Source organism: Niallia sp. M35, from assembly GCF_050971705.1.
Classification (GTDB): Bacteria; Bacillota; Bacilli; order Bacillales; family Cytobacillaceae; genus Niallia; species Niallia circulans_A.
The window spans coordinates 314,527-338,185 of record NZ_JBPCEP010000001.1 but is presented as its reverse complement, the minus strand read 5'-3'; the positions used below and the strand labels follow the sequence as shown (position 1 = coordinate 338,185).

Genomic DNA, 23,659 nt, shown 5'->3' with positions numbered 1-23,659 from the left:
AATATTTCATTGTAATTATTACTATCATAAACTATTTGGTTATTAAGATATACTATAAGGGTCGATTAGAAACCTTTCTTTCCAAGTGAATCATCTATGTTTATGTTTTATAAGCTGTCAAATGCATATTCCCCTGATTGACGTAATCTCCATAAAAAATCCCTCCAATAAACTTCTGCTTGGAGGGATCTATCTAAGTATATTAATTTCATTAATAGTTAGCTGAACTTAAGAACAATGGGACCTATTCCCTTTTAGTGATGAAACCCATTATTAGACTTTGAATCATGTGGCATGGGTCCGTCTAGAGAATCTAAAAAAGCAACAGCTTGTTTGAGATTCATCATAAACAAATGCGCGAGATCCATGGAAAATCCATTGCGAACCACAATGCGCATTATCGTCACTTCTTCCATATCTGGAGGCAATGGATAGGCGGGTACTTGCCAGCCGAACACGCGTAATTGTCGCGATAAATCATAAAGATTCCAGTTCAATGTATAACCATCTTTGAGTCGCCAAGCAAAAACTGGAATATCCGAACCATCAGATAAAAGTTCGAACGGTCCCATCTTTTGAATAGCCTCACTTAGAAAAAGAGCGACTTTCTGAGAAGCCCTTTGAACTTCATAGTAGCCACTTTTCCCTAAACGCAGGTAATTATAATATTGAAGGAGCACCTGTGCGCCAGGACGAGAGAAATTTAAGGCGAAAGTCGGCATGTTCCCACCTAAATAAGAGACACGAAAGATGAGATCCTCAGGGAGATCTGCAGCTTCCCGCCAAATTATCCAGCCAAGCCCAGGGTATACTAACCCATATTTATGTCCAGATACATTGATTGATTTCACTCTTGGCAATTGAAAATCCCAAACTAAATCTGGTTGAAGAAACGGCGCTATAAATCCTCCAGAAGCCGCATCTACATGAATGGGAATGTCAATACCCGTTCTTTTTTGTAAATCATCCAACGCTTTTGCAATAGCAGCAACCGGTTCGTAAAGCCCTCTATAGGTCTCACCGAGGATTGGAACCACACCAATTGTATTTTCATCCACTGCGGCGAGGACCCCTTGAGGATCTAATAAGGGATGATCAGGGTTAACCTTCACATAACGTGGTTCAACCTCCCAATAGTTCGCGAATTTTTCCCAAACAACTTGAACAGCAGAACTAAATACAATATTGGGACGCTCCACCGATTTCCCTTTGCTTTTGCGTATGTTCTGCCAGCGTCTCTTTAACGCAAGCCCTGCGAGCATACAGGCTTCCGATGAACCAGTTGTAGAAACACCCATCGTCGTAAGTGGGTTGGGCGAATGCCAGAGGTTGGCTAAAATGCGGACACATCGCTCCTCAATTTCGGCTGTCTGTGGATATTCATCTTTGTCAATCATATTCTTATCGAATGATTTAGTATATAAGTGCTCTGCAGCTGGTTCCATCCATGTGCTAACAAATGTGGCAAGATTTAAGCGAGCATTGCCATCAAGTGCAATTTCATCATGGACGATTTGATAGGCTATTTCTGGTAACATGCCTTTATCAGCCATGTGGAAACGCGGAACGTCCGATTCCCCTTCACGGGCAAATAAAGGATTTACCGATAATTCATGCGGCAGCTCCATTTGCATGTGACGAGGTAGACTTTGTGAATTATCTGAAATCATCTCTTTTTCTTCGTATGTATCATTTTGAAGTTCTGCTTTTCGATGGTGTGGCATAGATGTCCCCCCCTTAAATAAAATGGTTTAACCATTATATTATTTACTAAAAAGCATTTTTTTTATTCTAATTAACGGCACTTCCACCACCCAGAAAGAATTATGGACGTAATACACTCAAATTAATAACAAAACAGGCCTTTAAGTGCTATTTATTTAAGAAACCACTTCTACTAAACTGCACCTTCTATCAAAAGTAAGGTTTTACTTACTAAAGGAATGCTCACGAAGTTACACAGGAGTCTTCTTCTTTTTACATGAAGTACATGTTATTCCTTTTTAAACTGAAATAAAAAACGTCTAATTCCTTATATATCAGGTTTTAGACGTTTTTTATTATAAATCTTTGAAGCATTACATTAATATGTATTATATAAACGCACTCTATTTATGATCATAAAATAAAGATGTCTATTTAATAGAACTTCCTATACTCCCCTCCGTGCAACTATTTATCCTCTAAATAAACCACCCTATAGTTGAACACGAATATCACCTATTTAAAGGCTAAATATCTTTCTACTAAACTTTTAGCAAGAATTTTTGATGAATCGAAGAAATTTAAAGAAGTATAAGATCCACAAAAATATAGATCAGTACATACACAAACTACATCTGTTACACCATTTTCCGTAAGATCCAGTTCTATATTTTTCCATTGTTGAATAAGCTCTTCCATTTTGCGATTCTGTTTAACATCATAAATTAATTGATCAACCTGGCTTTGAATACGTTCTGTCCAATAAATATCTTTATTATTATTATGTAGGTAAGGCTGGTATAGCTGATTTTCTACTGTACTTCTGGTACCAATTAAACCAACTTTTGAACTTTGGACACCAATAGCGTTTATTGTTTCTTGGATAATATTAAGAATAGGTACATTGGTCATCTTTGTCATATCTTCATAAAATTGATGGACTACATTACAAGGAACAGCAATAAAATCGCAATTAGCTTCTGTTAAAGATTGTATTCCTATTTGTAAAGTTTTCACCATATCTTCTTTAATAATAGGTTCTTTTGGATGAAAGGGTGTAGGTAATGAATAAATAATCATATGGGGAAAATCAATGTCATTTTTTGCACCATATTGTCGTTCGCATTCATCTAAAACCGACTCAATAAATGGAGCAGTAGAACGTGGACCCATCCCCGCCAAAATACCGATTCTACAAAATTTATTGCTTAGCATTATGAATCTCCTCCTTATTTCTTGTCCATTATATATCATGAGATAGCGTTTTTTCATACACCTATTGTTCAATTAAAATACGATACTTCATTATTAAGTATCGCACAGTGTGTATGATAAAGGCTTAATATCTCCTATTAAATATTAGAACATAAGTTAAATAAGAAATGACATGAATTAGTTATTGTAAAGCTAGATTTTATTTTTATAGTACCCTCTATATTAATTATACCATACAAAAAATGGTTATTATAGACTATTTATTCTCCTTTATTACTGCTAAAATCAATAGAACATTAATGGTTAGGAGAGATGCGAATGAGTTCTTTGGTCCTCGATCTGAAAGAAGTTGGAAAAACAGAATATATGCTCGTTGGTGGAAAGGGAGTTAATTTAGGAGAATTATCAAAAATTCATGGAATACAAGTACCGGATGGATTTTGTGTTACAACAGCAGGCTATCAAAAAAGCATCGAACATAACGAAACATTTCAAACATTAGTAGAAAATCTTACATGCTTAAAAATAGAAAATCAAAAGCAAATAAGTGAGATTTCTAGGAAAATTCGGCAAATCATCATGGCAACGGATATTCCCTCCGATGTTGTTAGTGAAGTTGTCACCTATCTCGCCCGTTTTGGCGAGAAACATGCATATGCAGTACGTTCTAGTGCAACTGCTGAGGATTTGCCGCATGCTTCTTTTGCCGGCCAGCAAGACACTTATTTAAATATCATCGGCAAAGAAGCCATCTTGGAGCATATTAAGAAATGTTGGGCTTCTCTATTTACAGATCGCGCTGTAATCTACCGAATGCAAAATAGCTTCGACCATCAGCAAGTTTATTTATCTGTCATTATTCAAAGGATGGTTTTTCCACAGGCTTCTGGGGTTTTATTTACAGCTGATCCCCTTACCTCCAACCGAAAAACACTATCGATTGATGCCAGTTTTGGACTTGGAGAAGCGCTAGTCTCTGGCTTGGTATCAGCCGATAATTATAAGATTCAAGAAAATGAAATTGTCCATAAAAAGATCGCTGCCAAAAAGTTGGCTGTAACTGCTGTTAAAGACGGCGGAACAAAGTCGCAAGCGATTAATCCTGAGCAGCAAAAGACACAATCACTGACTGATAAGCAAATCTTGCAACTGGCACGCATCGGAAGAAAGATTGAAGATTATTTTGGCTGTCCTCAAGATATTGAGTGGTGTTTAGTTGATGATAAATTTTATATGGTTCAGAGTCGTCCCATTACCACGCTTTTCCCAATTCCGGAGGCAAATGATCAAGAAAACCATGTCTATATCTCTGTCGGTCATCAGCAAATGATGACTGATGCAATTAAACCACTTGGATTGTCTTTTTTTCTGTTAACGACAAACGCACCTATGCGTAAAGCGGGTGGAAGGTTGTTTGTTGATGTCACCCAGCAGCTTGCTTCACCTGCTAGCAGAAACATGTTATTAAATGGCATGGGACAGCACGATCCACTCCTAAAAGATGCACTCATGACCATCTTGGAGCGGGAAGATTTTATAGAGCGATTACCTGATAATGATCAAGCTCCGAGTCAGAGAAGAGGCAGTACGGCTAGGCAGGCACAATTAGAAAATAATAATCCATCCATCGTTGCTTATTTCATAAAGCGTAGCCAAATATCCATTGAAGAGTTAAAACATAACATTAAAACTAAATCAGGATCAGCGTTATTTGATTTTATTCTGGAAGATATTCAGGAATTAAAGAGGATATTATTTGATCCGCAAAGCACTGCTGTATTTATGGCTGCTATGAATGCAGCAACATGGCTCAATGAGAAGATGAACGAATGGCTGGGAGAAAAAAACGCGGCGGACACCATTTCCCAATCTGTCTCGAATAATATTACTTCAGAAATGGGTTTAGCTCTCTTGGATGTCGCAGATGTGATTCGACCTTTTCCAAAAGTAATTGATTATTTGCAAAGTGTAAAAGATGATAACTTTTTGAATGAAATGCTCAAGTTACATGGTGGTCAGGAAGCAAGCGATGCCATAAGGGCATTTCTCAACAAATACGGAATGCGATGTGCTGGAGAAATTGATATTACGAGACCACGTTGGAGTGAAAAACCACTTACACTTATTCCCATGATTCTTGGTAATATCAAAAACTTTGAACCCCATGCTAGTCAGCAGTTATTTGAACAAGGGCTTCATGAAGCTATGCAAAAAGAAAAAGAGTTATTGGAGCGTTTAAAACAATTACCGGATGGTGAACAAAAAGCAAACGAAACAAAACAGATGATTGACCTAATCCGAAATTTCATCGGTTATCGTGAATATCCGAAATTCGGTATGATCAGCCGTTACTTCATTTACAAGCAGGCTATATTGAATGAAGCTACCCAGCTCGTGCAAGCGGGAGTTATTCATGAAAAAGAAGATATATTCTATCTCACATTCGAAGAACTCCATAATGTAGTACGCACAAATAAGCTGGATTATCAAATTATCAGCAAGAGAAAAGAAGATTACAACATATATGAAAAGCTGTCTCCCCCACGTGTGATAACATCTGATGGCGAAATCATTGAAGGTAAGTATAAACGTGAAAATCTGCCAGAAGAAGCAATTGCAGGTCTACCTGTTTCTTCAGGAATTATGGAGGGCCGCGCTCGCGTTATCTTAAACTTGGAAGACGCAGATTTAGAAGATGGAGATATACTAGTCACCACCTTTACTGATCCTAGCTGGACACCATTGTTTGTATCAATAAAGGGTCTCATCACCGAAGTTGGTGGACTTATGACGCATGGAGCCGTTATTGCACGGGAGTACGGATTACCAGCTGTGGTTGGAGTAGAAAATGCCACGAAACTAATAAAAGACGGACAAAGGATCAGGGTGAATGGGACAGAAGGATATGTAGAAATACTATAATTCATTACCTTTAAATCATAATATCAAGTATTCAAACTAGGAGAATGCTTGATATTATGGCTCTTTACTATCTATGGTAAGAACCTCGTTAATTGGACATATAACGGGATAGCAACTGATGATTATTATTAAAGTATGTTAAAATAGATAAGTTTTTCCAAAGAAAGAAGCCATCTTATTTAATCTCTATTCACAATGGCTTCTTTTGATTTTAAGGTGAAATCGTTTTATGTTGTGTTTTCGGTCAAACTTTATCTTTATGCTCCCTTTCATTCAATACATAAACTGCCCCGATAGTTATATAAGACCACTTTCTTTTTTTAAAATAGAACAATCGTAACTTCTAAATAAAAGTTAATCCTAAAAACGTCTAATCCCTTATATACCAATGTTTTAGACGTTTATTAATAAAAGTAATTAAACTAATTAATGGTCTCGATATAACCTGTCATCTTTTTGCTGACAAGATCTTCTCCATTTGTCCAATTATGAAAATTAAAATCGAGAACGTCCCTTCCTTGCGCTAGAGAAGTAAGAATTCTTGATTCTTGGAAAGAGTAGGAAAATGTGTGTAGTGTTCCGAATAGTTGGTCATAATTCCGAAAAAATAAAGGAGAACTTTTCTTTGCAAAAATGCTAAACATCTCTTGCTGTGTCCGTTTCTTCCCTTGAAATGATTGTAAATAATTATTTCTTTTGACGGAACCATCAATAGCTAATCTGTTTTTATCTTGGAGTTCCGAAGTTTGAAAATGATTAACACATGATAAGAGCTTCTCATCCTTTCTAATGCACACTTTTTCTGGAGTAGCTTCTATCACCGCGATGTTTCCTTTTTTATCTCCCACCGAAAAATTATAGCAGGCTGAATGAGGGATTTCTTTTAGCAGAGCAGATGCATCATCGACCGAAGAACAAGTATCCAAGGCCATCCGTAATGCAGCCCATGGGGAAACACCCTTTTTATAGCCACTATAACTTACAAAATGAAACCCCATTACTAGCCCTTCCTCATTTACTCCATCATGTCTCCCTAAAATTTGCAAATTATATCCTGCGGTGGCCAGCGCATCCTCCGCTTGGATACAACTAAAAATACCATCGTATAGATCAGGGGAAAAATCGTAGTTGCGAACATATGTTTCATCTGTAAGAATAGCCGTGCATCCCATCGCATCTATCTTGGGAACTTGATAACCGCTGAACATAGATGCAGCTCTGATAGACGAAATCCCCAGCCCCTGTGCCAACCCTTCTAATTCTTCTAAAAGATGTGGAGCATAAGCGGAATAGATGGAGTGCATATTTTTATAATCAATGTCCTGTTCGAAAACCTCACTCCACATCTTAACAATAGAACGATCCAATATTCTCTCTGCTGTTTTTAAACCAATATGAAAAGAACGATCCCTAATTTGAATTATATCCACCTCAAAATTAATCATGAAATCCTCTCCATTCTTGTTTCTAAATCTGACTATACTTAAAAGGAAAGATAATTTCCTGTCTTTTTATGCTCTTTTTGGACTGTTATGAAATACATTTTTTATCCAATAGGACCTCTATGTAAAAATGTTGTTATTTATTGGAAGTCACTTTTAGTCTATAATATTAGACGAGGAGGTAATATGATGGATTACAAATAGCTCTATTTTTAAAGGAGGGAAAACATGTTAAATTTCACCTGGATTAACGAAAGCACTATCGTGGAAGAAGACGGCAGAATAAAAATATACGCTCCACAAGAAACTGATTTTTTCTGTAACAATGGCGCAATTGGAGCAGAAGGTATCACACCTCAATCATTGTGCAACGCGCCATTTTATTATACAGAGGTAGCAGGAGATTTTATCATGAAAGTAAAAGTTTCTCATGATTTTAAGGACACTTATGATTCTGCTTCCATAATGGTGATGAAGGATATGACTTATTGGGCAAAGGCATGTTTTGAATTAACTGATTTTGATACCCATGCAGTTGTAAGCGTTGTAACGAAGGAAGAGTCAGATGATGCGAACGGTTGCAATATTGATGGTAATGCTGTATGGCTACAAGTTTGTAGAAGTGGACATTCTTTTGCATTCCATTATTCCATAGATGGGGAAAATTATTATATGATGAGATTTTTCAGCTTGCCTGTTGATGAGATTGTAAAGGTCGGACTATTAGCACAAGCTCCCTTAGGAAGTGGCGGAATGAGAATTTATGAAAACTTGAGCATTGAAAAGAAGACTGTAAAGAATATTCGTATGGGTAAATAGCTAATTCCAGATATCTTCTTCGATTGGTGTAACAATCAATCGATTTTTTTTACGTTCCTCGCCTTTGAATCTCCATAATGTTTCTCAATCATCCTCTAACGAATAACACTTCAATATCCACTCTCCTTTTCTTTAAGAACAGTCTATAGTTAGTTAGTGATTTATTAGAATTATTTTCGTTCTTCTCGTAAATCCTTATCTTATCAGTTGAAACATTTATAAAAGCTAGAGAATGCACTTTATTAATTGTAGAAATCTCATTAGAAATATAGGGATATTTTTATGAATAATAAATAATCTTAAAAAGAATCCTATAAAAAACAGGGAGGATTCTCGGATGTCAATACAACTACAACGGTTATTCAATATCTTAATGCTTGTTCTGTCATGGTTCTCGTTAACGCTTATAGGCTTTCGAGATATAAAAAGATTTTTTCCAGCAACACTACTAATCGGTGTCATCGAAATTTTAACAGCACGAATTGGGAAAAAACGTAGGTGGTGGGTTTTCTATAATAAACCAAATTCATACAAGTTTAACGAATTTCCATTCAATTTAGGGCCATTTATCTTTATCTCTTTGTGGACGCTTAAGCTGGCATATGGGAATTTCAAAAAATATCTTTTAATCAATGCAATTGTAAACGCCTTGTTTGCATTCCCTTTCTCATCACTCGCAAAGAACATAAAATATTATTCATTGGTTCGATTTAATCATGCTCAATTTTTTATGTATTTCTTTGTAAAAGCACCATTGTTATATTTTCTTCAATATTATTTTGAAAATAGAAAACAGCTCAAGCTGAATAAACAGCGGTAAACTTCTATCCATTCCCTTCATGCTGTTATTTCATGGATACAGCAAAAGTCTCCCATTAACATTAATGAGAGGCTTTTTAATTTAAACGAATCACTTTTTATACTTTTAGTTTCAATTGTGATCCTACAAATGGTATGAAAATAAAAGAATTCTACCATTTTTTTAAGCAGAGCTTTTATCCTTTCTTTCCGCCTTATTGTATCTATTAGAAATCATCTAAATGCTCCATAACTACTTTATTTGTATATATCACCAAACAAAAAAGGCTAGATAAATTATATTTCGATACCTAGGATGCTATATAATTTTTCTTTTCCTTCAATGGTAATTTTCACTGCTCGATCAGGCAGCTTTTCAATCCAATTAAGTTCTAATAACTTTAATAAAACTGCATGACCTAATGCCCCTGCTAGATGATAACGCCTTTCGCTCCAGTCCAGACACTTTCTAGCGAAATGTCTTCTTCTATTTCTCAAAGTGTCAAGATCAATTCCAAAATCACGAAAAAACGTTTCTCCCTCTTCCGTTATACTAAAATTATCCTGATCCTCGATCATATATCCTTTTACAATAAAGGCTTCCGTTAACTTTACACCAAGTCTCCCTGCCAAATGATCATAACAAGTTCGAGCGATTTTAATCTTTTCTGCTCGTGACGAATCTTTTAATGAACGAATGCGCACAGGTGGAGCTATAACGATCAATGTCTCTATTGCTTTAGCAACATCGGTGTTTGCCAGACTATAATAACGGTGTCTGCCATGTTTTTCTACACGGATCAGTTTTCCTTCAACCATTTTAGAAAGATGGCTACTTGCTGTTTGTAAGGTAACGTTTGCCTTTCTTGCTAGTTCATTTGCTGGAAGTCCATCAAGTCCAAGAAGGGCCTCCAACATAGCCGCTCTTGAAGAATCAGCCATTAGTTTTGCAACATATGAAAAATCCGGGCTAATAGCCATGACCATCCTCCCTTTACATCGATAGTTCGATTATAACCGAAGTTTTTATATGCTACTATTTTAAATATCAATTTGAAAGGAGATTCAAATAATGGGTAAAACAGATTTATTAATCTTAAATTTTAAAGAGGTACGTCGTAGAAGTATAAAAGTTTGGAAAGCAATACCTCCTCAGCTGCTAAATTGGAAGCCAGATGAAAAAGCCCTTTCTTGTGCAGAAATGATTAGACATGTTGTTGAAGGAGAGTATCTTTATCATCAAATGCTTATTAACAAAGGCAGTATCGAATCTAATTTTTTTCACAATCCGTTCGATCAAAAGGAATTCACAACCGTTGAGGAAGAATTAAAATTCTCCCAACCCTATCGTGAGGAATTTTTGACATATATTGAATCAATTAGTAATTACGAGCTGGAAAATGGAATGATTGACCGTTCAGATATTGGTTATATTAGAACACTTGAGGATATGCTCTTGCGTATTGCTTATCATGAATCGGTACATACAGGACAGTTATTGGGTTATATGAGGACAATGGGGATTGAACGACCGCAAATTTGGGATTAATATTCCGTTTTTTTATATTGTTATTTGATATCTATGGTAAATATAGAAAAACAGAAACAAGCTAGTTTTAGAGAATTAAAGTTTGTAAGTATTAAAAAATTATTCATTCCGACATAAGCGCGATAGAAAACAACTAATTTACTGATATGGATACGGTGTTGAACCAGACTTTGTTCGTAAATTTTTTGCCGGATACGCGCTTATTATTATTCTTTTCCTTATTTCTCAAATATACAGGTGATTTTTTCTTGATGTTTTTCCTATAAAATAATTCAAATCATCCTTTTAGTAAAAAAGTCTGTAATACCTTTTATTTCTTTTTAAAGCCATTACCCCTCCGACTCATCATCTTTACTTTCTTCCTCTTCCGGATCTCCATTAAGTCGATTAATTTCTTTTGCTAATTGATCTAAAAATTCATCTGAAATAATAAATTTGTTTTCTTTGTTCATAAAATTGCTCCTTTATTAATTAGCTTTTCCAACTTCACAATTATTACACAAAATAACTATTTACATTTCCCAAGTACGAGAGTAAGATAATATCGTTGTTTCAAATTTCTAGATCGCTGAAACCATACGGTACGGGGGAACCATTCTTTACTGGGCGTTTATTATGACCATGGGGTGAATCCTTTTTTAGGTAGGGCTACTCAAGGCCCGAATCCGACAGCTAACCTCGTAAGCGTTAATATGAGAAGGAAGGTGGAACTTGTGACACAAGAAAATTAACGTGCCTACAAGTCTATTAATAATGGCTTGTAGGCTTTTTGTTTTAAAAATAAATAGATGTGCAGCGACATTATTCAAAGTAAACATTAATAACATATACACTCAGGCGGTGAATTCCCTTGTTAGGTTCCATTAAAAGATTATTAATTGGACGTCCATTGAAATCCTATGAACTAGGTGAACAAAAACTCAACAAAACAAAAGCTTTAGCGATTTTATCTTCCGATGCGTTATCTTCGGTTGCATATGGTCCTGAACAAATTTTAATCGTTTTAATAACAATAAGTGCGACTGCTTTTTGGTATTCTATACCGATCGCGATAGGAGTATTAATTCTTTTAAGCGCCCTTATCTTATCCTATAGACAAATCATCTTTGCCTACCCAAATGGCGGCGGTGCTTACATGGTGTCCAAAAGCAATTTAGGGGTAACTCCTGGTTTAATTGCTGGAGGTTCCTTGTTAGTAGATTATATCTTAACGGTTGCAGTAAGTGTCTCCGCTGGTACAGATGCCATTACATCTGCTTTTCCTGCTTTACATGGTTATAACGCAGAGATTGCCATTGCATTTGTACTTCTTCTCACTGTTTTGAATTTGAGAGGAGTGACGGAATCTGCTTCTATATTAGCCTATCCCGTTTATTTATTTGTCTTAGCATTATTTATTCTAATTGGTGTTGGTATCTATAATATATTAACCGGAAATGTTTCATCTGAATTGCATACGCCAATCGGTACTCCTGTAGCGGGAATCAGCTTATTTATTATATTAAAAGCATTTGCTTCAGGAAGCTCTGCTTTAACAGGAGTCGAAGCAATTTCAAATGCGATTCCTAATTTCAAAAAACCAGCGCCTAACAATGCTGCTAAAACACTAGTCATGATGGGAGCTTTACTAGCGGTATTATTTGCAGGGATTGTTACTCTCGCCTATTTTTACGGAATCACACCGAAAGCAGAAGTGACCGTTGTTTCTCAAATTGCTGAGGGAGTCTTTGGGCGTAATTTTATGTATTTCTTTATTCAAGTAACTACAGCCTTGATTTTAATTCTTGCTGCTAATACTGGATATTCTGCTTTTCCTTTACTTGCAGTTAATCTTGCAAAAGATAAATTTGTTCCTAGGATGTTTCTCATTAGAGGAGACCGTCTAGGTTATTCCAATGGGATAATCATTCTTGGTCTAGCTTCCATCCTATTAATATTAGTATTTAACGCAAAAACAGAGCATTTAATTCCACTCTATGCTGTAGGTGTTTTCCTCCCATTCACTTTGTCTCAAAGTGGTATGATGGTTAAATGGCTTAGAGAAAAACCAAAAGGCTGGGTACCGAAATTTATTATTAATACCATTGGTGCAGCGATCAGTTTCATCGTTACAATGGTATTCTTTATAACAAAATTCTCGCAAATATGGTCGATTTTAATTTTCTTGCCTATCATCGTGTTTATCTTTTATAAAATAAATAAGCACTATTTAGCAGTTGGTGATCAGCTTAGACTTACTACTTCTGAACCGCCACTGACTATTCAGGGAAATGTGATGATTGTACCAATAGCAGGAATGACACATGTCGTGGAAAATACGTTAAATTACGTTAAATCACTTAAACCCGAACAAATTATTGCTGTTTATGTTTCTTTTGAGAGAGAAGAAGAAAAAGTATTCGAAGCGAAATGGAATAAATGGCAGCCCGAAATTAGGCTTGTGACACTTCATTCATATTATCGAAGTATTATTAACCCGCTTAGAAAATTTGTTGATACAATTGAACATAAAGCAAAAGAAGGAAACTATCAGGTAACAGTGGTGATTCCGCAATTTATACCGAAGAAAGGCTGGCACAATATCCTTCATAATCAATCTAGTTTATTGATTAGAACATTTTTATTGTACCGAAGAAATGTTGTAATAACAACCGTACCTTATCATTTAAAAAAATAAAATAGCAAAATTGTCCCTATTCAAGCTACAAGAGAGTGGGACATAAGTATTTCAACCAAATCTAACCCCGAACAATTATACGTACACACTAAAAAAAATTCGTATAATTGTTTGTGTTTTTTTATTATTTTAAGAAAGAAGGTATGTGGTAATCACCCGCAGCCTGAATACACTTCGCTTTCCATGGGGCGAGCGCCAAGCCTCCTCGTTCTTGCCGAGGAGGCTTAGGTTGCTCCCCGCGGAAAGGGAGTGTCTGTAACGCAATGGAACGAATTGGATTCCCCACTAAATTAGAGATTGTTCGTCTTTATCCATTATTTATTTTGCTTTGTCCCACCCTTTTTTTATTAATATATAGACTGAAAAAAATCCTTTAATTCAGCCGAAAGAGATTAACCAACTCTGCTTAAGGCCTGATACACTGCCCAATAACGATGTTCGTGAAAAAGCTGGCCTTTCACACTACCAATATCTATCCACTTAATAAAGTGGTCATTTTCGATAGATTCTTGTATTGTTTCTAACAGTTTCGCCATGTAAAAATATCCTTCGTTTATTAATGGTTCATTCTTACTCGATTGAAAATATCTCTTTGCATCACCGATAAAAGTACCTATGGATATTCTATATCCCGTTTCTTCCAGCATTTCTCTTTCTAGACATTCTTGATAACTTTCATCATTTTCTATTCCGCAACCAGGTAAAAAATAATGCCCTCTGGAATTCTGCACAGTTAATATCTTATCCCTCGCGTCATTAAAAATAACAGCATACACACCCTTTCTTATTTGATAATCAAGTCCATCAACTTTTTCTCCAAAAACCCTGTACACTTTCTCTCCCCCTCGCGCTATTAGAAATCTCTAAAAATAACAAAGAATTTATGTCACTTTGGGCTGGTCAAAGCCCAAGATTAGCTAAACAACAATCTGCAAAAATATTAATCCAAAAACATAATGGCAGAAGCAGAAAAAATAATATCCACTATGTGCTAAGGAGCAAATTCGCTCTTTTTATTCTTTCAAGCTATCTAATGCTGGATACTGTAACAATAATTTTTCATTTGCTGATTCCAGTTGCTTACAATATGCTGCATAAGAAGCACTCAGCTTTTTCATAGCAGGAATGAATACATCATCATAACCACTTGTATGATTAAACGCTTTAAAAATTTGTTGAATCTTATAAATCGGAGAATTTTTATATTCCTCAGATTGTTTGTACTCTAAGTATCGCTCTATAAATTCCTTTCTTTCCGTTAAAAACTTATCAGGGTTTTCAATAGACTGTTTTGTTTGTGCGAGCATATCCTGCATACTTTCTGTGTCCATATTGTTTGTACTTTCCATTAAGAATAATTGTAAGTCCTCCGCTAACTGAGGTGGCGGAACATTATCTAAAAACGCAATGATCTCTTCATATGCCGCTTGCTGCACGGCAGTAGTAATAGGCTCTTTTAAAAATCGTGCAAAATGCAGACAAATAAATCGACCGTAGTAATCTGGAAAAGCCTCTAATATCTTTTCCGTTACAGTTTCATGCTGTTCTATCATTCTCAGCTTCTTACTTATTACTGTATAATCTTTACAAATGCGGAGTTCGTTCAGTAAGGATTTTTTCTCTTGTTCTCTCTGTAACGTCAATTCTTTTTGGATGGATATCCTCTGTAATGTGTTGTTTGTCTTATCAACAAGCACGGACCTAATTTCTTCTGTACTCAGCCCCAGTTTCCGAAGAACATAAATTTTCTTTAAACATTCAATATCCTTTTCGCTAAAATCCCGATAGCCATTTTCTAACGTATTTGGAATGATTAATTTTTGTTCGATGTAATACTCAATCGCTTTTTTCGTTAAATTTGTTATCTGACTTGCTTCACTTATTAACATACTACCACCTCTCAACTAAAGCTTAAGCTAACCCCTAAGGTGTTAGTCAATCATTCATTTTTCATGATTCTAATATTGCCACTACATGATTTAATTCCTGCAAGGCTTGGGGTTCGATTTTTAATGTGCATGTAGCTTTTCCTGTACCTCCATAGACAAAATCATATTTAAAATGACTCTTATCAAGGACACAAGGCAAATCTAAACCGACCATCGGAACACTACCAACCTCAAATCCCGTCACCGTTTTAACTTCCTTTGGAGATGCTAATTTTACTTTGCTACAGTCTAATAGAATTGCTATTTTTTCAAATCAAGTTTGTCACGCTTACCCGACACGATAAAAACAAAGTATCCTTTATCTGTTTTCAAAATGAACGTGGGAGCAGTCTGTCCTGCCTCAATCCCAAAATAATTCATGCCATCTTCTCTAGAAAGAATCGGTTTTTGATGATGGACGATTTCATACCTAAATTCAGTTCTTTCTAAAACCCCTTCTAATTCATTCACATGAGCACCTCCAATTACGGCTTTACTATATCATTATTCTACTGAGGTTGAAAGGAACAAAAAAAGCACTCCTTATTTGTAAGAAGGAATGCACACCACTTCATATATATGTTCTGTTTTTTGGGTCTGGCCAAGTGCTCCTGCCCTTGTCTCTTTCGATTTAGCAGTTCTTCTCCTTAATGGCAAGGAACAAAGACGATTGTTACCATTAATCAGCACCGCTTATCAAGTAAGTGTCACTACCTTACTTTTTAGGGAAATGCTTTACTATAGCTTATAAAATTAGCGCCATGGTAATTAGAAGCAAATAAATGCTCCTACAATAATCAATAGGATAAACAATACAACAATTAAAACAAAGTCATTCTTTGGACAATCTGGTGCGCAATAACCGTAGGCGGGTGCTGTAAAAGCTGGTGCTGTATAGGTAGGGAAAGATGGCGCACTCGGAAAAAATTCAGGTGATACATTCGGCTGAGGTGCAGCATTTGCACCAAAAGTTGGAGGTGCATTTACGTTTGCGTACATTTTCATTCATCCTTTCTTTGAGTAAGGCTATCCCTACATCATACTCTCAAAAATGAAAATGGAGCCCGTCTATTGAAAAATGGGTATGTACCCAGCCACCATGCAGAATAAAAACAAATTATCCTTTGTACATATATCCAAGCTGCACTAGATAGTTCTGATACCTTAGAGTTGAAATAGAACTGCGGTTATGATGAACAACAGGTAGTTGTCGTTTGAACGTAGTGCTTCTTGTCTGCTGCTGTGTCAATCTGGATAAATGGGTAAATGATGGTCTCGTTACCAAACTTGACAGAAAGGCAGATCGATTACTTGCTGGTATTCTTATTTCATTAAGATTTTGAATAATTTCCTGATCAGTTCTTATGGAAAAGCCATGTCCGAAAAATCTCCCATCATCCAGAAGTATAGCATTTAGCCCTCTAAACCATGGTGCCGCCAAGTCAAAATCGGGATTTTCAAAGTAGACAATGTCACCTGGCAAAAAACTATTAGAATTGAACGTAACAAGGCCGAGGTCTGTGTCAACATGCCAGCTGTATAGATAAAGATTTCGAAAATGAGTATCGAATGCACGTTTTCCAATCGTCTGTAGTGTAGCATGGTAAATGATAATAACAGCAGCAGTTGCACATTCAAATGCATACAGCGAACTGTTCGAATAAATATCCATAATGGCATCAGAAGGCATCACATCCGGTCTCAGTAAGAACCCCCCAGCCGATGTTAGTTGCCAGTAAGCAGGGTTGCACCGAGATTGCTCGAAAACAGTAAACTGTGCCTCCGTTTCATTCATTGCTCTTGCACTATTAATGATATTTTTGCGCATTGTCAATTCGAATTGCAATTCCGCTAAAGAAGAATATGAATAGATGTTATGATCATCTTGCATGTACTGCAAAATACTTCTTTCGATTTGATCCAATGGCCAATTTTCTTGAAGCTGAAAGGTTGTTCCTGCTATTTGTATCATTTGCTCCTCCATTCACTACTTTTTCTTACTGGGTATAATTTAAGATATTCTCCTTTCCTCTTAAAAATGTACTTAATTCTCATTGGCTATTTGAAGCAAATAACTGCCAGCTATTTTTCTTCCCTATTTTTTTGCTGTTAGCAATCTCAAAGTATAGATAGCAATATATGATTAAACAAAACAAAAGGCAATGCTTGGAAGCATCGCCCTAAAAAAAATTATTTAAAAACATGTAAACGAAACAATTCTCCTTGTATCAATACCAAAAATCATCCAAAATCTACCGTTCCATCTAAAACCAGCTACAGATCTTGGTCCTGTGAAAACTGGGAAGAACCAAAAGCCATCTCCATTACTTAGCCATATAAAAGTATTTCGAAACATACATAATCTAATAGCACCTGGATCAATCGCAAATGGTGAAGCCATTGCTTGCTGCGGAATAAATGGTGGAGGAGGTGCTGTTGGAGCTTGTGAAGGTTGTAATCCAGGGATACCTGTTGGTCCTCCGAATCCTGGTCCTGGGAAACCAGGTATTCCTCCTTGACCTCCAACTCCAGGCCCTGGTATACCTGGAGTTCCAATAGGTCCTGGAGCTATTGGGAATAGAAAATTCAGTCTCTCTGATTGTTGATAAGCATTTGTAGTAGGGTATACTTCTTGATTATACATACAAACATAACCACCTTATATTTTATCAATGTCTAAAGTATTGTATGTTTTCCTGATTTATAGGTAGCTTATCCGTTGTATAAATGACTGCCCATTTTCTTCAATTACTAGTTTGCCAGCTTAAAATATGGGGTATATTTTTATTTTCCTCTATAAAAAAAGCCAAAAATATGCAAATAACATGCATGTTTTCAGCTTATTTGTAAATATTCATCCTCTATAAACACTTTCACAAGTTCCGGCCTTTGGTTCATAAAAACAATGTTGTTTAAATTGACCAGTAAACGGCTGATCATACCATGTAGTTGGACATGGACCAGATGGATTAAAGTACCATAAAGCAAATTTTGCTGGATGATCTCTCCAGTATTTCACATTTTGAAGCGCTAACCGTCTTTCTGATTCTCTTGCTCTTTGATAAAAGACATTTCCTTTTTGAACGGCTTCAAAAGAGTAATTACCTCCTTGAACATGAAAAATGACTTGTTCAACGGTCCGTAAATCTTTAAAATCTAAACAATCTCCAACAACACGGTTAACAATCACATTTCCGACATAGAGCATTCCTTGGTTTCCTTCACCTTCCGCTTCTGCTCTCATCATTCTTGCCATTAAATCAATATCTGCATCCCTGTATGCTATTCTTGCCATTTTTTCACCTCCAAAATATTTTATGAGAAAACAATACTTTATAGACCTTGATAAGTAAATATCGGCTTCCCCTATTAGCTGGGAAAGGTTTCTGTAGGTCACAGTTATAATGTACTGTTTTTTATTTCTTTTTATTGCCTGACACACCCCCTCTTAAAGTTGATTTTTTCAACTAAGAATAGGTCATGTCTAACTGATTTTATATCTTTACTGTTTATGCTTGATTTTTTTCCAACTATACATTATATTTTATTTAGTAATTGATCAATCACTAAATAAAAGGATGGGAATTTATTGAAAGAAAAACAAAATAGAAGTAATCGCCGAGATGAAATTTTATCTGCTGCCATCGAAGTGTTTGCACAAGAAGGATATTATCGGGCAACAACAATGAAGGTTGCTAATAAAGCGGAGATTTCTCAGCCTTATATATTCCGTTTTTTTTCTTCAAAAGAACTATTACTAGAAGAAGCTTTAAAATTATCATGGTCTAGAATTCAAGCTGCTTTTACACAAGTTATTCAAGCTGCTTCTGCAGAAAATCTAGAAAAGGAACTTATTCAGGCTTATGAAGGAATTATGAGGAATTATGAAAATGAAATCTTGCTACAAATGCAGGCTCAAACAATAAGAGAAACTAATATAGTTACACTTATGCAAGAGGAGTTTTTAAAGGTACATTCTATCGTATATACGGCCTTTCAAACAGCTGCTGTCTCTAACCCCTCTGAAAAAACTTTATTATTTTTAGCCCGTGGAATGTTGTGTAACATATCACTAGCTTTAAATTTGCCAAAATTAATGGAAATAGACGACTAACTATCGTCTATTTTATTAAAATTTAGTTATTGATCAATCACTAAATAAAATAGAGAGGCTGGAACTTATTATGAAAAATGTTATTGTATTAGGTGCAACTGGCGGTACTGGAGCTGCCATTACAGAGGAATTACTAAATAGAGGAATTAAAACAATAGCTTTTGGTAGATCGATGGAAAAACTTCGTAGCTTAAAAGAAAAATTGAGTAATAGCAATTTATTGACATTGAAAGCAGGAAATGCCTTTGACTATAACAGTATTTATGAGGCTGCTAAAGATGTTGACGTAATTTTTCAATGTGCAGCTGTTCCATATGAGGAAATGCATCGTTCTCAAATTCCTTTAGGAGAAGGTGTCATGACTGCTGCAAATAAACTTAGCAAAAAAATCGTATTTATTGATGGAATATATCCCTATGGAAAAGCAATAACCCCGTTAGTCGATGAGGAACATCCAAAAAATCCCCATACAAAGAAGGGGAAAATTAAACTTGAATTAGAAAAACTAATTTTCAGTAATGAGTGGACAAAGGCCGAACCAATGATTATTAGACTTCCAGATTATTATGGACCTACAGCAAATTTCAACTCCTATTTGGGGATGACGTTGGTAAATATAGCAAAAGGAAAAATATCTGCTTATATTGGTTCTCTTTCTATTCCAAGGGAGTATGTATATCTACCCGATGCAGCAAAAATGATTATAGAACTTGCTATGAATAATGATGCATATGGTCAAAACTGGAATATCCCAGGAAAGATTATAACCGGAAAAAGACTCATCCAGATAGCCCAATCTTCAGCAGGAAAATCAGCTCCGGTAATCCCCTTAACAAGATACATGTTAAAACTGATTGGAATATTCAGCCCCGTCATGAAAGAGATGGTTGAAATGTCTTATTTAACAGAAACTCCTGTTTACTTAGATGGCAGCAAGTATCAAAAGACAATTGGTTCCTTAATCCAAACTTCATTTGAAGTAGGTTTAGCCGAAACAATTCGCTCCATTCAAAAAGACACGCAGTGAGCTAAATAATATATTCAGATATTGAGAGATTAGGACATAATTATTTTAGCTTCTAAATTATTTCAACGAAAGACTAAAGAAGGATTCTCATAATCTTTCAGATTTTTCAAGGCGGTTTCAAGAAAGTTTATTTCTAATACCAACAGCGTGAATACACTTATCTTACTACTAAATCAATGCTAAACCCTCGTGTAGTTCACGCTGTTGCCCTGATACCAATAGGAATCTTGTCTTCAAGATGCTTTATTTTTTTGAACTAATTAATTTTATGAACGATTTTTCATCTTTACAATTTGGCTATTTCGTTCTGCAATATAAGCCCCGGCTTTATCCTTTATTCCAAATGCTTTCGCTTCCTCTTCCAGTGCCTTTAATTTTTTGTAGTAATCAGGGAACTCATTAAGATGAGTTAATACAATCTTTCCAGTAATAATAGGCCGATCAGCCGTAACGTAGAAAATAGCAGTAAATCAATAACTAATAGAAAAAATCATCAGCCTTCATTAAAATCTAAATTAATTGGCTCTAGTGGTAAAGTATCTCGTATCAGCATATTAGTCGATGGCACAGAAAGATTTACTTCTTCAAATTTAAAACCATCAGCCCATACTTTACCTGTTCCTGTTAGCAAGACTCCGAAATGGATCGATTTACTTTCTTTTGGAACATCTAAAACTATCGTATAAAAATTCCAATCTGTTGTACCTTCTATCGATCGATCGTCCATATTATCAAATTGGATTACATCGCTTAAAGCATTATCTACTCGACACCAAACTCCACACTTTCTAACTTCTTCTGTCTTTATAAAGCAAGACATTTTAATACGTTTTCCTTTCCAATTATCTGCAGAAAAACTTTGCATCATTGTTCCAAATTGTGCTTCTCCTATATCTGCTTTTGAAATTAACAAGCCTGATTTCGTACCTGTATGAAATACTTGTTCATCTGTTCTCATTTCATATAATGCTGGGTTTGAACCGCTTAAATTCCATCCTTTAATTATTGTATGATCACTCATCACTTTTTCCTCCATTCCTTGAAGTATTCGCATTACTCTGCGGTATTTTCCTGGCGGCATTGTATATAGCTCTTTAAAAGAACGTGTGAAAGCTTCTTGTGACTGAAAATGTAATTTAAACGCAATGTCAATTAGTGAATCATCTGAATATAATAATTGCATTGCTGCAGTTGCCAGTCTTCGTTTTCGAATATATTCACTTATCGTCAATCCAGTTTCCTCTTTAAAGATCCGTGATAAATGAAATTTTGAATAACCGATTTTTGATGCATAATCCTCTAAATGCCAATCTTCTAACAAATAGTCTTCTAGAAAACAAATTACATCTTGAGCTACTTTGCGATACACCTTACTCACCTCACTTATAATATTAGAGGATAGCCGATTATATTTTTTGATATTATTTGCTAGCTTTATTATGTTTTAATCCGGTAGAGATTTTCTCTTGTGGATAAGTTGGTTTATAATTAAACGATTGTTCCTATTATACTGGTTTCAAGTCGAATAAGAAAAAGGGAACAAGTAACTGTAAGGTTCTTGGGAGTAATATTCCAACCAAATAAAAAAAGAACAATTATACGAAGAATTTTCGCATAACTGTTCGGTTATTTTATTTTAAGAAAGAAAGCTGGTGGTAATCCCTGCAGATTGGATACACTTCGCTTTTATAGGTTTTAAAGTTTTAAGACACGGTCTCCCTTCACCTGCAGGCTCTAAAAAAGCTTCCAATGAATCCATGTGTATTCTGTCTGCTCCATTTTTCCTAATAACAATGTTTAAAGGTTGGAAAAATATAGGAATATCGAAACGAATTTGTTTCACTACTAAATTAGAGTTTGTTTTCTTTACCCATTATCCATTTTGTTTTCCACCCTATTCTATTGACATCCACTATTATTATCTCTTTATGGAACATAAACCTTTTAATTGTATGTACTAAACCATTTGCGCAATTGATTAATATGAGCTTGATGATATCTGTTATGATCTGCCAGATGCCAAATTCCCCATTGAATAGTTGCATCGTTTCCATCCTCATATTCCACTGTTTGAAGTAAATCTTTATCCGTTAGCTGGCAGCATAAAGATTTAAGCAATGATAAAACATAATCATATTCGTTTAGAAGTTCATCTAATGAAATATCTGTAACTTGCGGTAATTGATTATTTTTATCTAACATTGGTCCATATCTATCTTCAAGTTCTTTGGGAATTAGCTTTCCTCTTATTCGGTAGACCCAATTTAAGTCAACATACATTAAATGTCTCAGTAATTGCGCCGTACTATTGTCATTTTTACTAGGACCTTTGTATTCTAGCTCCTCTTGATCCATACCAGCCACAATCGATTTGAGTCTTTGATAATTATTTTCTACCATGGAATATAGCATTCCGACAATTGGATCCATTTGCGAATCGCCCTTTAAATCTAATAGCATATTAATTCCCCTCTTCATTTACCAATATAATCCACAATTATATTTCCTATAAAATTTTTCCTATGAAACTGACATACTTCGTTGTACACCATAAGAAAATGCTATCCAAACTCTAAAGGAAAGCATCATTAATTCAAGTAATATCCAAGTTTTTCAAAACTCTTTGTTTTAAATAATTATACTGTTTCTCATTTGTATCCATATATGCTTCTTCTCTGTTTGAAGGAAAATCCATGTATACGATAGCTTCTCTAAATTGAGATGCTGTAAAATCGCATCGTTTTCCATTCAAAACATTATAAAAATGCCATCCATCAGGAAGTTTAGTTTTTTTAATTTCTCCACCTAATATATCATTTACTACTAATGTGGTTACACCACAATGTCCCTTTGCTGGATTGTCCGCACTCCATTTTGAACTTGATTCTAAAGACCAAGATTTATACAGAGCTTCTTCTATCTGTTTTATTTTTAATGAGTTATTCTCCATATAATTCAGTTCCCCCTGTTACAAAAGCATATTTTTCCTGATTACTATTTTTTAGCAATCCTACTCTAACAAAATAACATGACTTCTTCTTAAATTCATTCATAGGCTTTTTTAATCCACTAAAACCCTATCCCCTTTACTTGTTGGTTGAGAAGTCACCAAAAACTCTACTTCATTATTTGATTTATTAAACATTTGGTGTGGAACTAAAGGTGGAACCTCTATTCCCTCTTGTGGATTCAAAGCTATTTCTTTGCCATCTACTTCAATCATAGCTATTCCTGATAAGACGTAGAAAAACTGGCGTGCGTGTTGATGATAATGTCTTACTTCTGATGTATGAGCAGGCATACGTTCATGAATTATACTCAAATCTTGGCTCTTCACTAAATGCCATCCATCACAATTATCTCCCCATAGGTAATGTTCCGCATTGCTTTTGCTTTTTTTCATTCTTTTTCTCTCTCCCTTGTATTAATAACACAACCTCACCCAGCTTTTTTACCATTATTCC

Annotated in this window: 24 protein-coding genes, 1 pseudogene and 1 riboswitch; of the genes and pseudogenes, 7 read left to right on the top strand and 18 right to left on the bottom strand. The window is 35.4% G+C overall.

Annotated features, from left to right (window positions below; all coding sequences use genetic code 11):
- Window positions 1–254: 254 nt before the first annotated feature.
- Both gad and NiCM35_RS01600 read right to left on the bottom strand, forming a co-directional pair.
- Window positions 255–1,724, bottom strand: a complete 1,470-nt coding sequence (gad, locus tag NiCM35_RS01605) for a glutamate decarboxylase (RefSeq protein ID WP_433778375.1) — start codon at window positions 1,722–1,724, stop codon at window positions 255–257.
- A 496-nt stretch (window positions 1,725–2,220) separates the two neighbouring features.
- The gene (locus NiCM35_RS01600) at window positions 2,221–2,919 is read right to left on the bottom strand and encodes an aspartate/glutamate racemase family protein (RefSeq protein WP_433778373.1); all 699 of its coding nucleotides are present in this window, start codon (window positions 2,917–2,919) and stop codon (window positions 2,221–2,223) included.
- A gap of 318 nt (window positions 2,920–3,237) precedes the next feature.
- On the opposite strand from NiCM35_RS01600, the gene ppsA reads away from it, so the two are divergent.
- Entirely contained in the window at window positions 3,238–5,841 is a 2,604-nt protein-coding gene (ppsA, locus tag NiCM35_RS01595) for a phosphoenolpyruvate synthase (RefSeq protein ID WP_433778371.1), read from the top strand.
- Window positions 5,842–6,263: 422 nt separating this feature from the next.
- On the opposite strand, the gene NiCM35_RS01590 is transcribed toward ppsA, so the two are convergent.
- Window positions 6,264–7,286 carry a C45 family autoproteolytic acyltransferase/hydrolase gene (locus tag NiCM35_RS01590; protein WP_433778369.1) on the bottom strand — a complete coding sequence of 341 codons (1,023 nt, stop codon included), beginning with the start codon at window positions 7,284–7,286 and terminating at the stop codon, window positions 6,264–6,266.
- A gap of 225 nt (window positions 7,287–7,511) precedes the next feature.
- On the opposite strand from NiCM35_RS01590, the gene NiCM35_RS01585 reads away from it, so the two are divergent.
- Together NiCM35_RS01585 and NiCM35_RS01580 are read left to right on the top strand one after the other, a co-directional pair.
- Complete coding sequence (locus NiCM35_RS01585; RefSeq protein WP_123259551.1) at window positions 7,512–8,102, top strand: DUF1349 domain-containing protein; 591 nt, start codon at window positions 7,512–7,514, stop codon at window positions 8,100–8,102.
- A 337-nt stretch (window positions 8,103–8,439) separates the two neighbouring features.
- Window positions 8,440–8,922, top strand: a complete 483-nt coding sequence (locus NiCM35_RS01580) for a hypothetical protein (protein ID WP_123257520.1) — start codon at window positions 8,440–8,442, stop codon at window positions 8,920–8,922.
- Between the two features lie 275 nt (window positions 8,923–9,197).
- Here NiCM35_RS01580 and NiCM35_RS01575 read toward each other — a convergent pair whose 3' ends face one another.
- Complete coding sequence (locus tag NiCM35_RS01575) at window positions 9,198–9,881, bottom strand: ArsR/SmtB family transcription factor (RefSeq protein WP_123259552.1); 684 nt, start codon at window positions 9,879–9,881, stop codon at window positions 9,198–9,200.
- Between the two features lie 91 nt (window positions 9,882–9,972).
- Here NiCM35_RS01575 and NiCM35_RS01570 point away from each other — a divergent pair, with 91 nt between their 5' ends.
- Window positions 9,973–10,449: a DinB family protein gene (locus NiCM35_RS01570; protein ID WP_433778365.1), complete on the top strand. Its 477-nt coding sequence runs from the start codon at window positions 9,973–9,975 to the stop codon at window positions 10,447–10,449.
- A 329-nt stretch (window positions 10,450–10,778) separates the two neighbouring features.
- On the opposite strand, the gene NiCM35_RS01565 is transcribed toward NiCM35_RS01570, so the two are convergent.
- On the bottom strand, window positions 10,779–10,901 hold the full coding sequence (locus NiCM35_RS01565) for a hypothetical protein (protein WP_123257516.1): 123 nt from the start codon (window positions 10,899–10,901) through the stop codon (window positions 10,779–10,781).
- Window positions 10,902–11,005: 104 nt separating this feature from the next.
- Window positions 11,006–11,151: riboswitch (cyclic di-AMP (ydaO/yuaA leader) on the top strand.
- A gap of 148 nt (window positions 11,152–11,299) precedes the next feature.
- Between NiCM35_RS01565 and NiCM35_RS01560 the strand changes: the two genes are divergently transcribed.
- The gene (locus tag NiCM35_RS01560) at window positions 11,300–13,126 is read left to right on the top strand and encodes an APC family permease (RefSeq protein WP_123257515.1); all 1,827 of its coding nucleotides are present in this window, start codon (window positions 11,300–11,302) and stop codon (window positions 13,124–13,126) included.
- A gap of 392 nt (window positions 13,127–13,518) precedes the next feature.
- Here NiCM35_RS01560 and NiCM35_RS01555 read toward each other — a convergent pair whose 3' ends face one another.
- The 8 genes and pseudogenes from NiCM35_RS01555 to NiCM35_RS01520 form a co-directional block, all read right to left on the bottom strand.
- Window positions 13,519–13,959, bottom strand: a complete 441-nt coding sequence (locus NiCM35_RS01555; protein ID WP_123257513.1) for an NUDIX hydrolase — start codon at window positions 13,957–13,959, stop codon at window positions 13,519–13,521.
- 180 nt (window positions 13,960–14,139) lie between these two features.
- Window positions 14,140–15,015 carry a MerR family transcriptional regulator gene (locus NiCM35_RS01550; protein ID WP_123257511.1) on the bottom strand — a complete coding sequence of 292 codons (876 nt, stop codon included), beginning with the start codon at window positions 15,013–15,015 and terminating at the stop codon, window positions 14,140–14,142.
- A 61-nt stretch (window positions 15,016–15,076) separates the two neighbouring features.
- Window positions 15,077–15,313, bottom strand: coding sequence for a YbaK/EbsC family protein (locus NiCM35_RS01545; protein WP_433778472.1), 237 nt, complete (start codon window positions 15,311–15,313; stop codon window positions 15,077–15,079).
- A gap of 2 nt (window positions 15,314–15,315) precedes the next feature.
- Complete coding sequence (locus tag NiCM35_RS01540; RefSeq protein ID WP_433778361.1) at window positions 15,316–15,525, bottom strand: hypothetical protein; 210 nt, start codon at window positions 15,523–15,525, stop codon at window positions 15,316–15,318.
- 297 nt (window positions 15,526–15,822) lie between these two features.
- Window positions 15,823–15,894 (bottom strand): annotated as a pseudogene (locus NiCM35_RS01535) (YjcZ family sporulation protein); the annotation flags it as partial.
- Between the two features lie 277 nt (window positions 15,895–16,171).
- Window positions 16,172–17,026: a protein-glutamine gamma-glutamyltransferase gene (locus NiCM35_RS01530; RefSeq protein ID WP_433778359.1), complete on the bottom strand. Its 855-nt coding sequence runs from the start codon at window positions 17,024–17,026 to the stop codon at window positions 16,172–16,174.
- A gap of 222 nt (window positions 17,027–17,248) precedes the next feature.
- Window positions 17,249–17,698, bottom strand: coding sequence for a collagen-like protein (locus tag NiCM35_RS01525; RefSeq protein ID WP_249878688.1), 450 nt, complete (start codon window positions 17,696–17,698; stop codon window positions 17,249–17,251).
- A gap of 210 nt (window positions 17,699–17,908) precedes the next feature.
- Window positions 17,909–18,349, bottom strand: a complete 441-nt coding sequence (locus NiCM35_RS01520; protein ID WP_123257508.1) for a cell wall hydrolase — start codon at window positions 18,347–18,349, stop codon at window positions 17,909–17,911.
- Between the two features lie 294 nt (window positions 18,350–18,643).
- Here NiCM35_RS01520 and NiCM35_RS01515 point away from each other — a divergent pair, with 294 nt between their 5' ends.
- Both NiCM35_RS01515 and NiCM35_RS01510 read left to right on the top strand, forming a co-directional pair.
- A complete protein-coding gene (locus NiCM35_RS01515; RefSeq protein ID WP_433778357.1) occupies window positions 18,644–19,168 on the top strand; it encodes a TetR/AcrR family transcriptional regulator in 525 nt (174 codons plus the stop codon).
- 70 nt (window positions 19,169–19,238) lie between these two features.
- Window positions 19,239–20,195, top strand: coding sequence for an NAD-dependent epimerase/dehydratase family protein (locus NiCM35_RS01510; protein WP_123257507.1), 957 nt, complete (start codon window positions 19,239–19,241; stop codon window positions 20,193–20,195).
- 266 nt (window positions 20,196–20,461) lie between these two features.
- On the opposite strand, the gene NiCM35_RS01505 is transcribed toward NiCM35_RS01510, so the two are convergent.
- The 5 genes from NiCM35_RS01505 to NiCM35_RS01485 form a co-directional block, all read right to left on the bottom strand.
- The gene (locus tag NiCM35_RS01505) at window positions 20,462–20,656 is read right to left on the bottom strand and encodes a DUF5661 family protein (RefSeq protein WP_275068612.1); all 195 of its coding nucleotides are present in this window, start codon (window positions 20,654–20,656) and stop codon (window positions 20,462–20,464) included.
- A 32-nt stretch (window positions 20,657–20,688) separates the two neighbouring features.
- A complete protein-coding gene (locus NiCM35_RS01500) occupies window positions 20,689–21,564 on the bottom strand; it encodes a helix-turn-helix transcriptional regulator (protein ID WP_433778354.1) in 876 nt (291 codons plus the stop codon).
- Between the two features lie 575 nt (window positions 21,565–22,139).
- Window positions 22,140–22,655, bottom strand: coding sequence for a DinB family protein (locus NiCM35_RS01495; RefSeq protein ID WP_206427984.1), 516 nt, complete (start codon window positions 22,653–22,655; stop codon window positions 22,140–22,142).
- A 133-nt stretch (window positions 22,656–22,788) separates the two neighbouring features.
- Complete coding sequence (locus NiCM35_RS01490; RefSeq protein WP_433778352.1) at window positions 22,789–23,145, bottom strand: YunG family protein; 357 nt, start codon at window positions 23,143–23,145, stop codon at window positions 22,789–22,791.
- 111 nt (window positions 23,146–23,256) lie between these two features.
- Complete coding sequence (locus NiCM35_RS01485) at window positions 23,257–23,598, bottom strand: cupin domain-containing protein (RefSeq protein WP_123257498.1); 342 nt, start codon at window positions 23,596–23,598, stop codon at window positions 23,257–23,259.
- Window positions 23,599–23,659 lie beyond the last annotated feature (61 nt).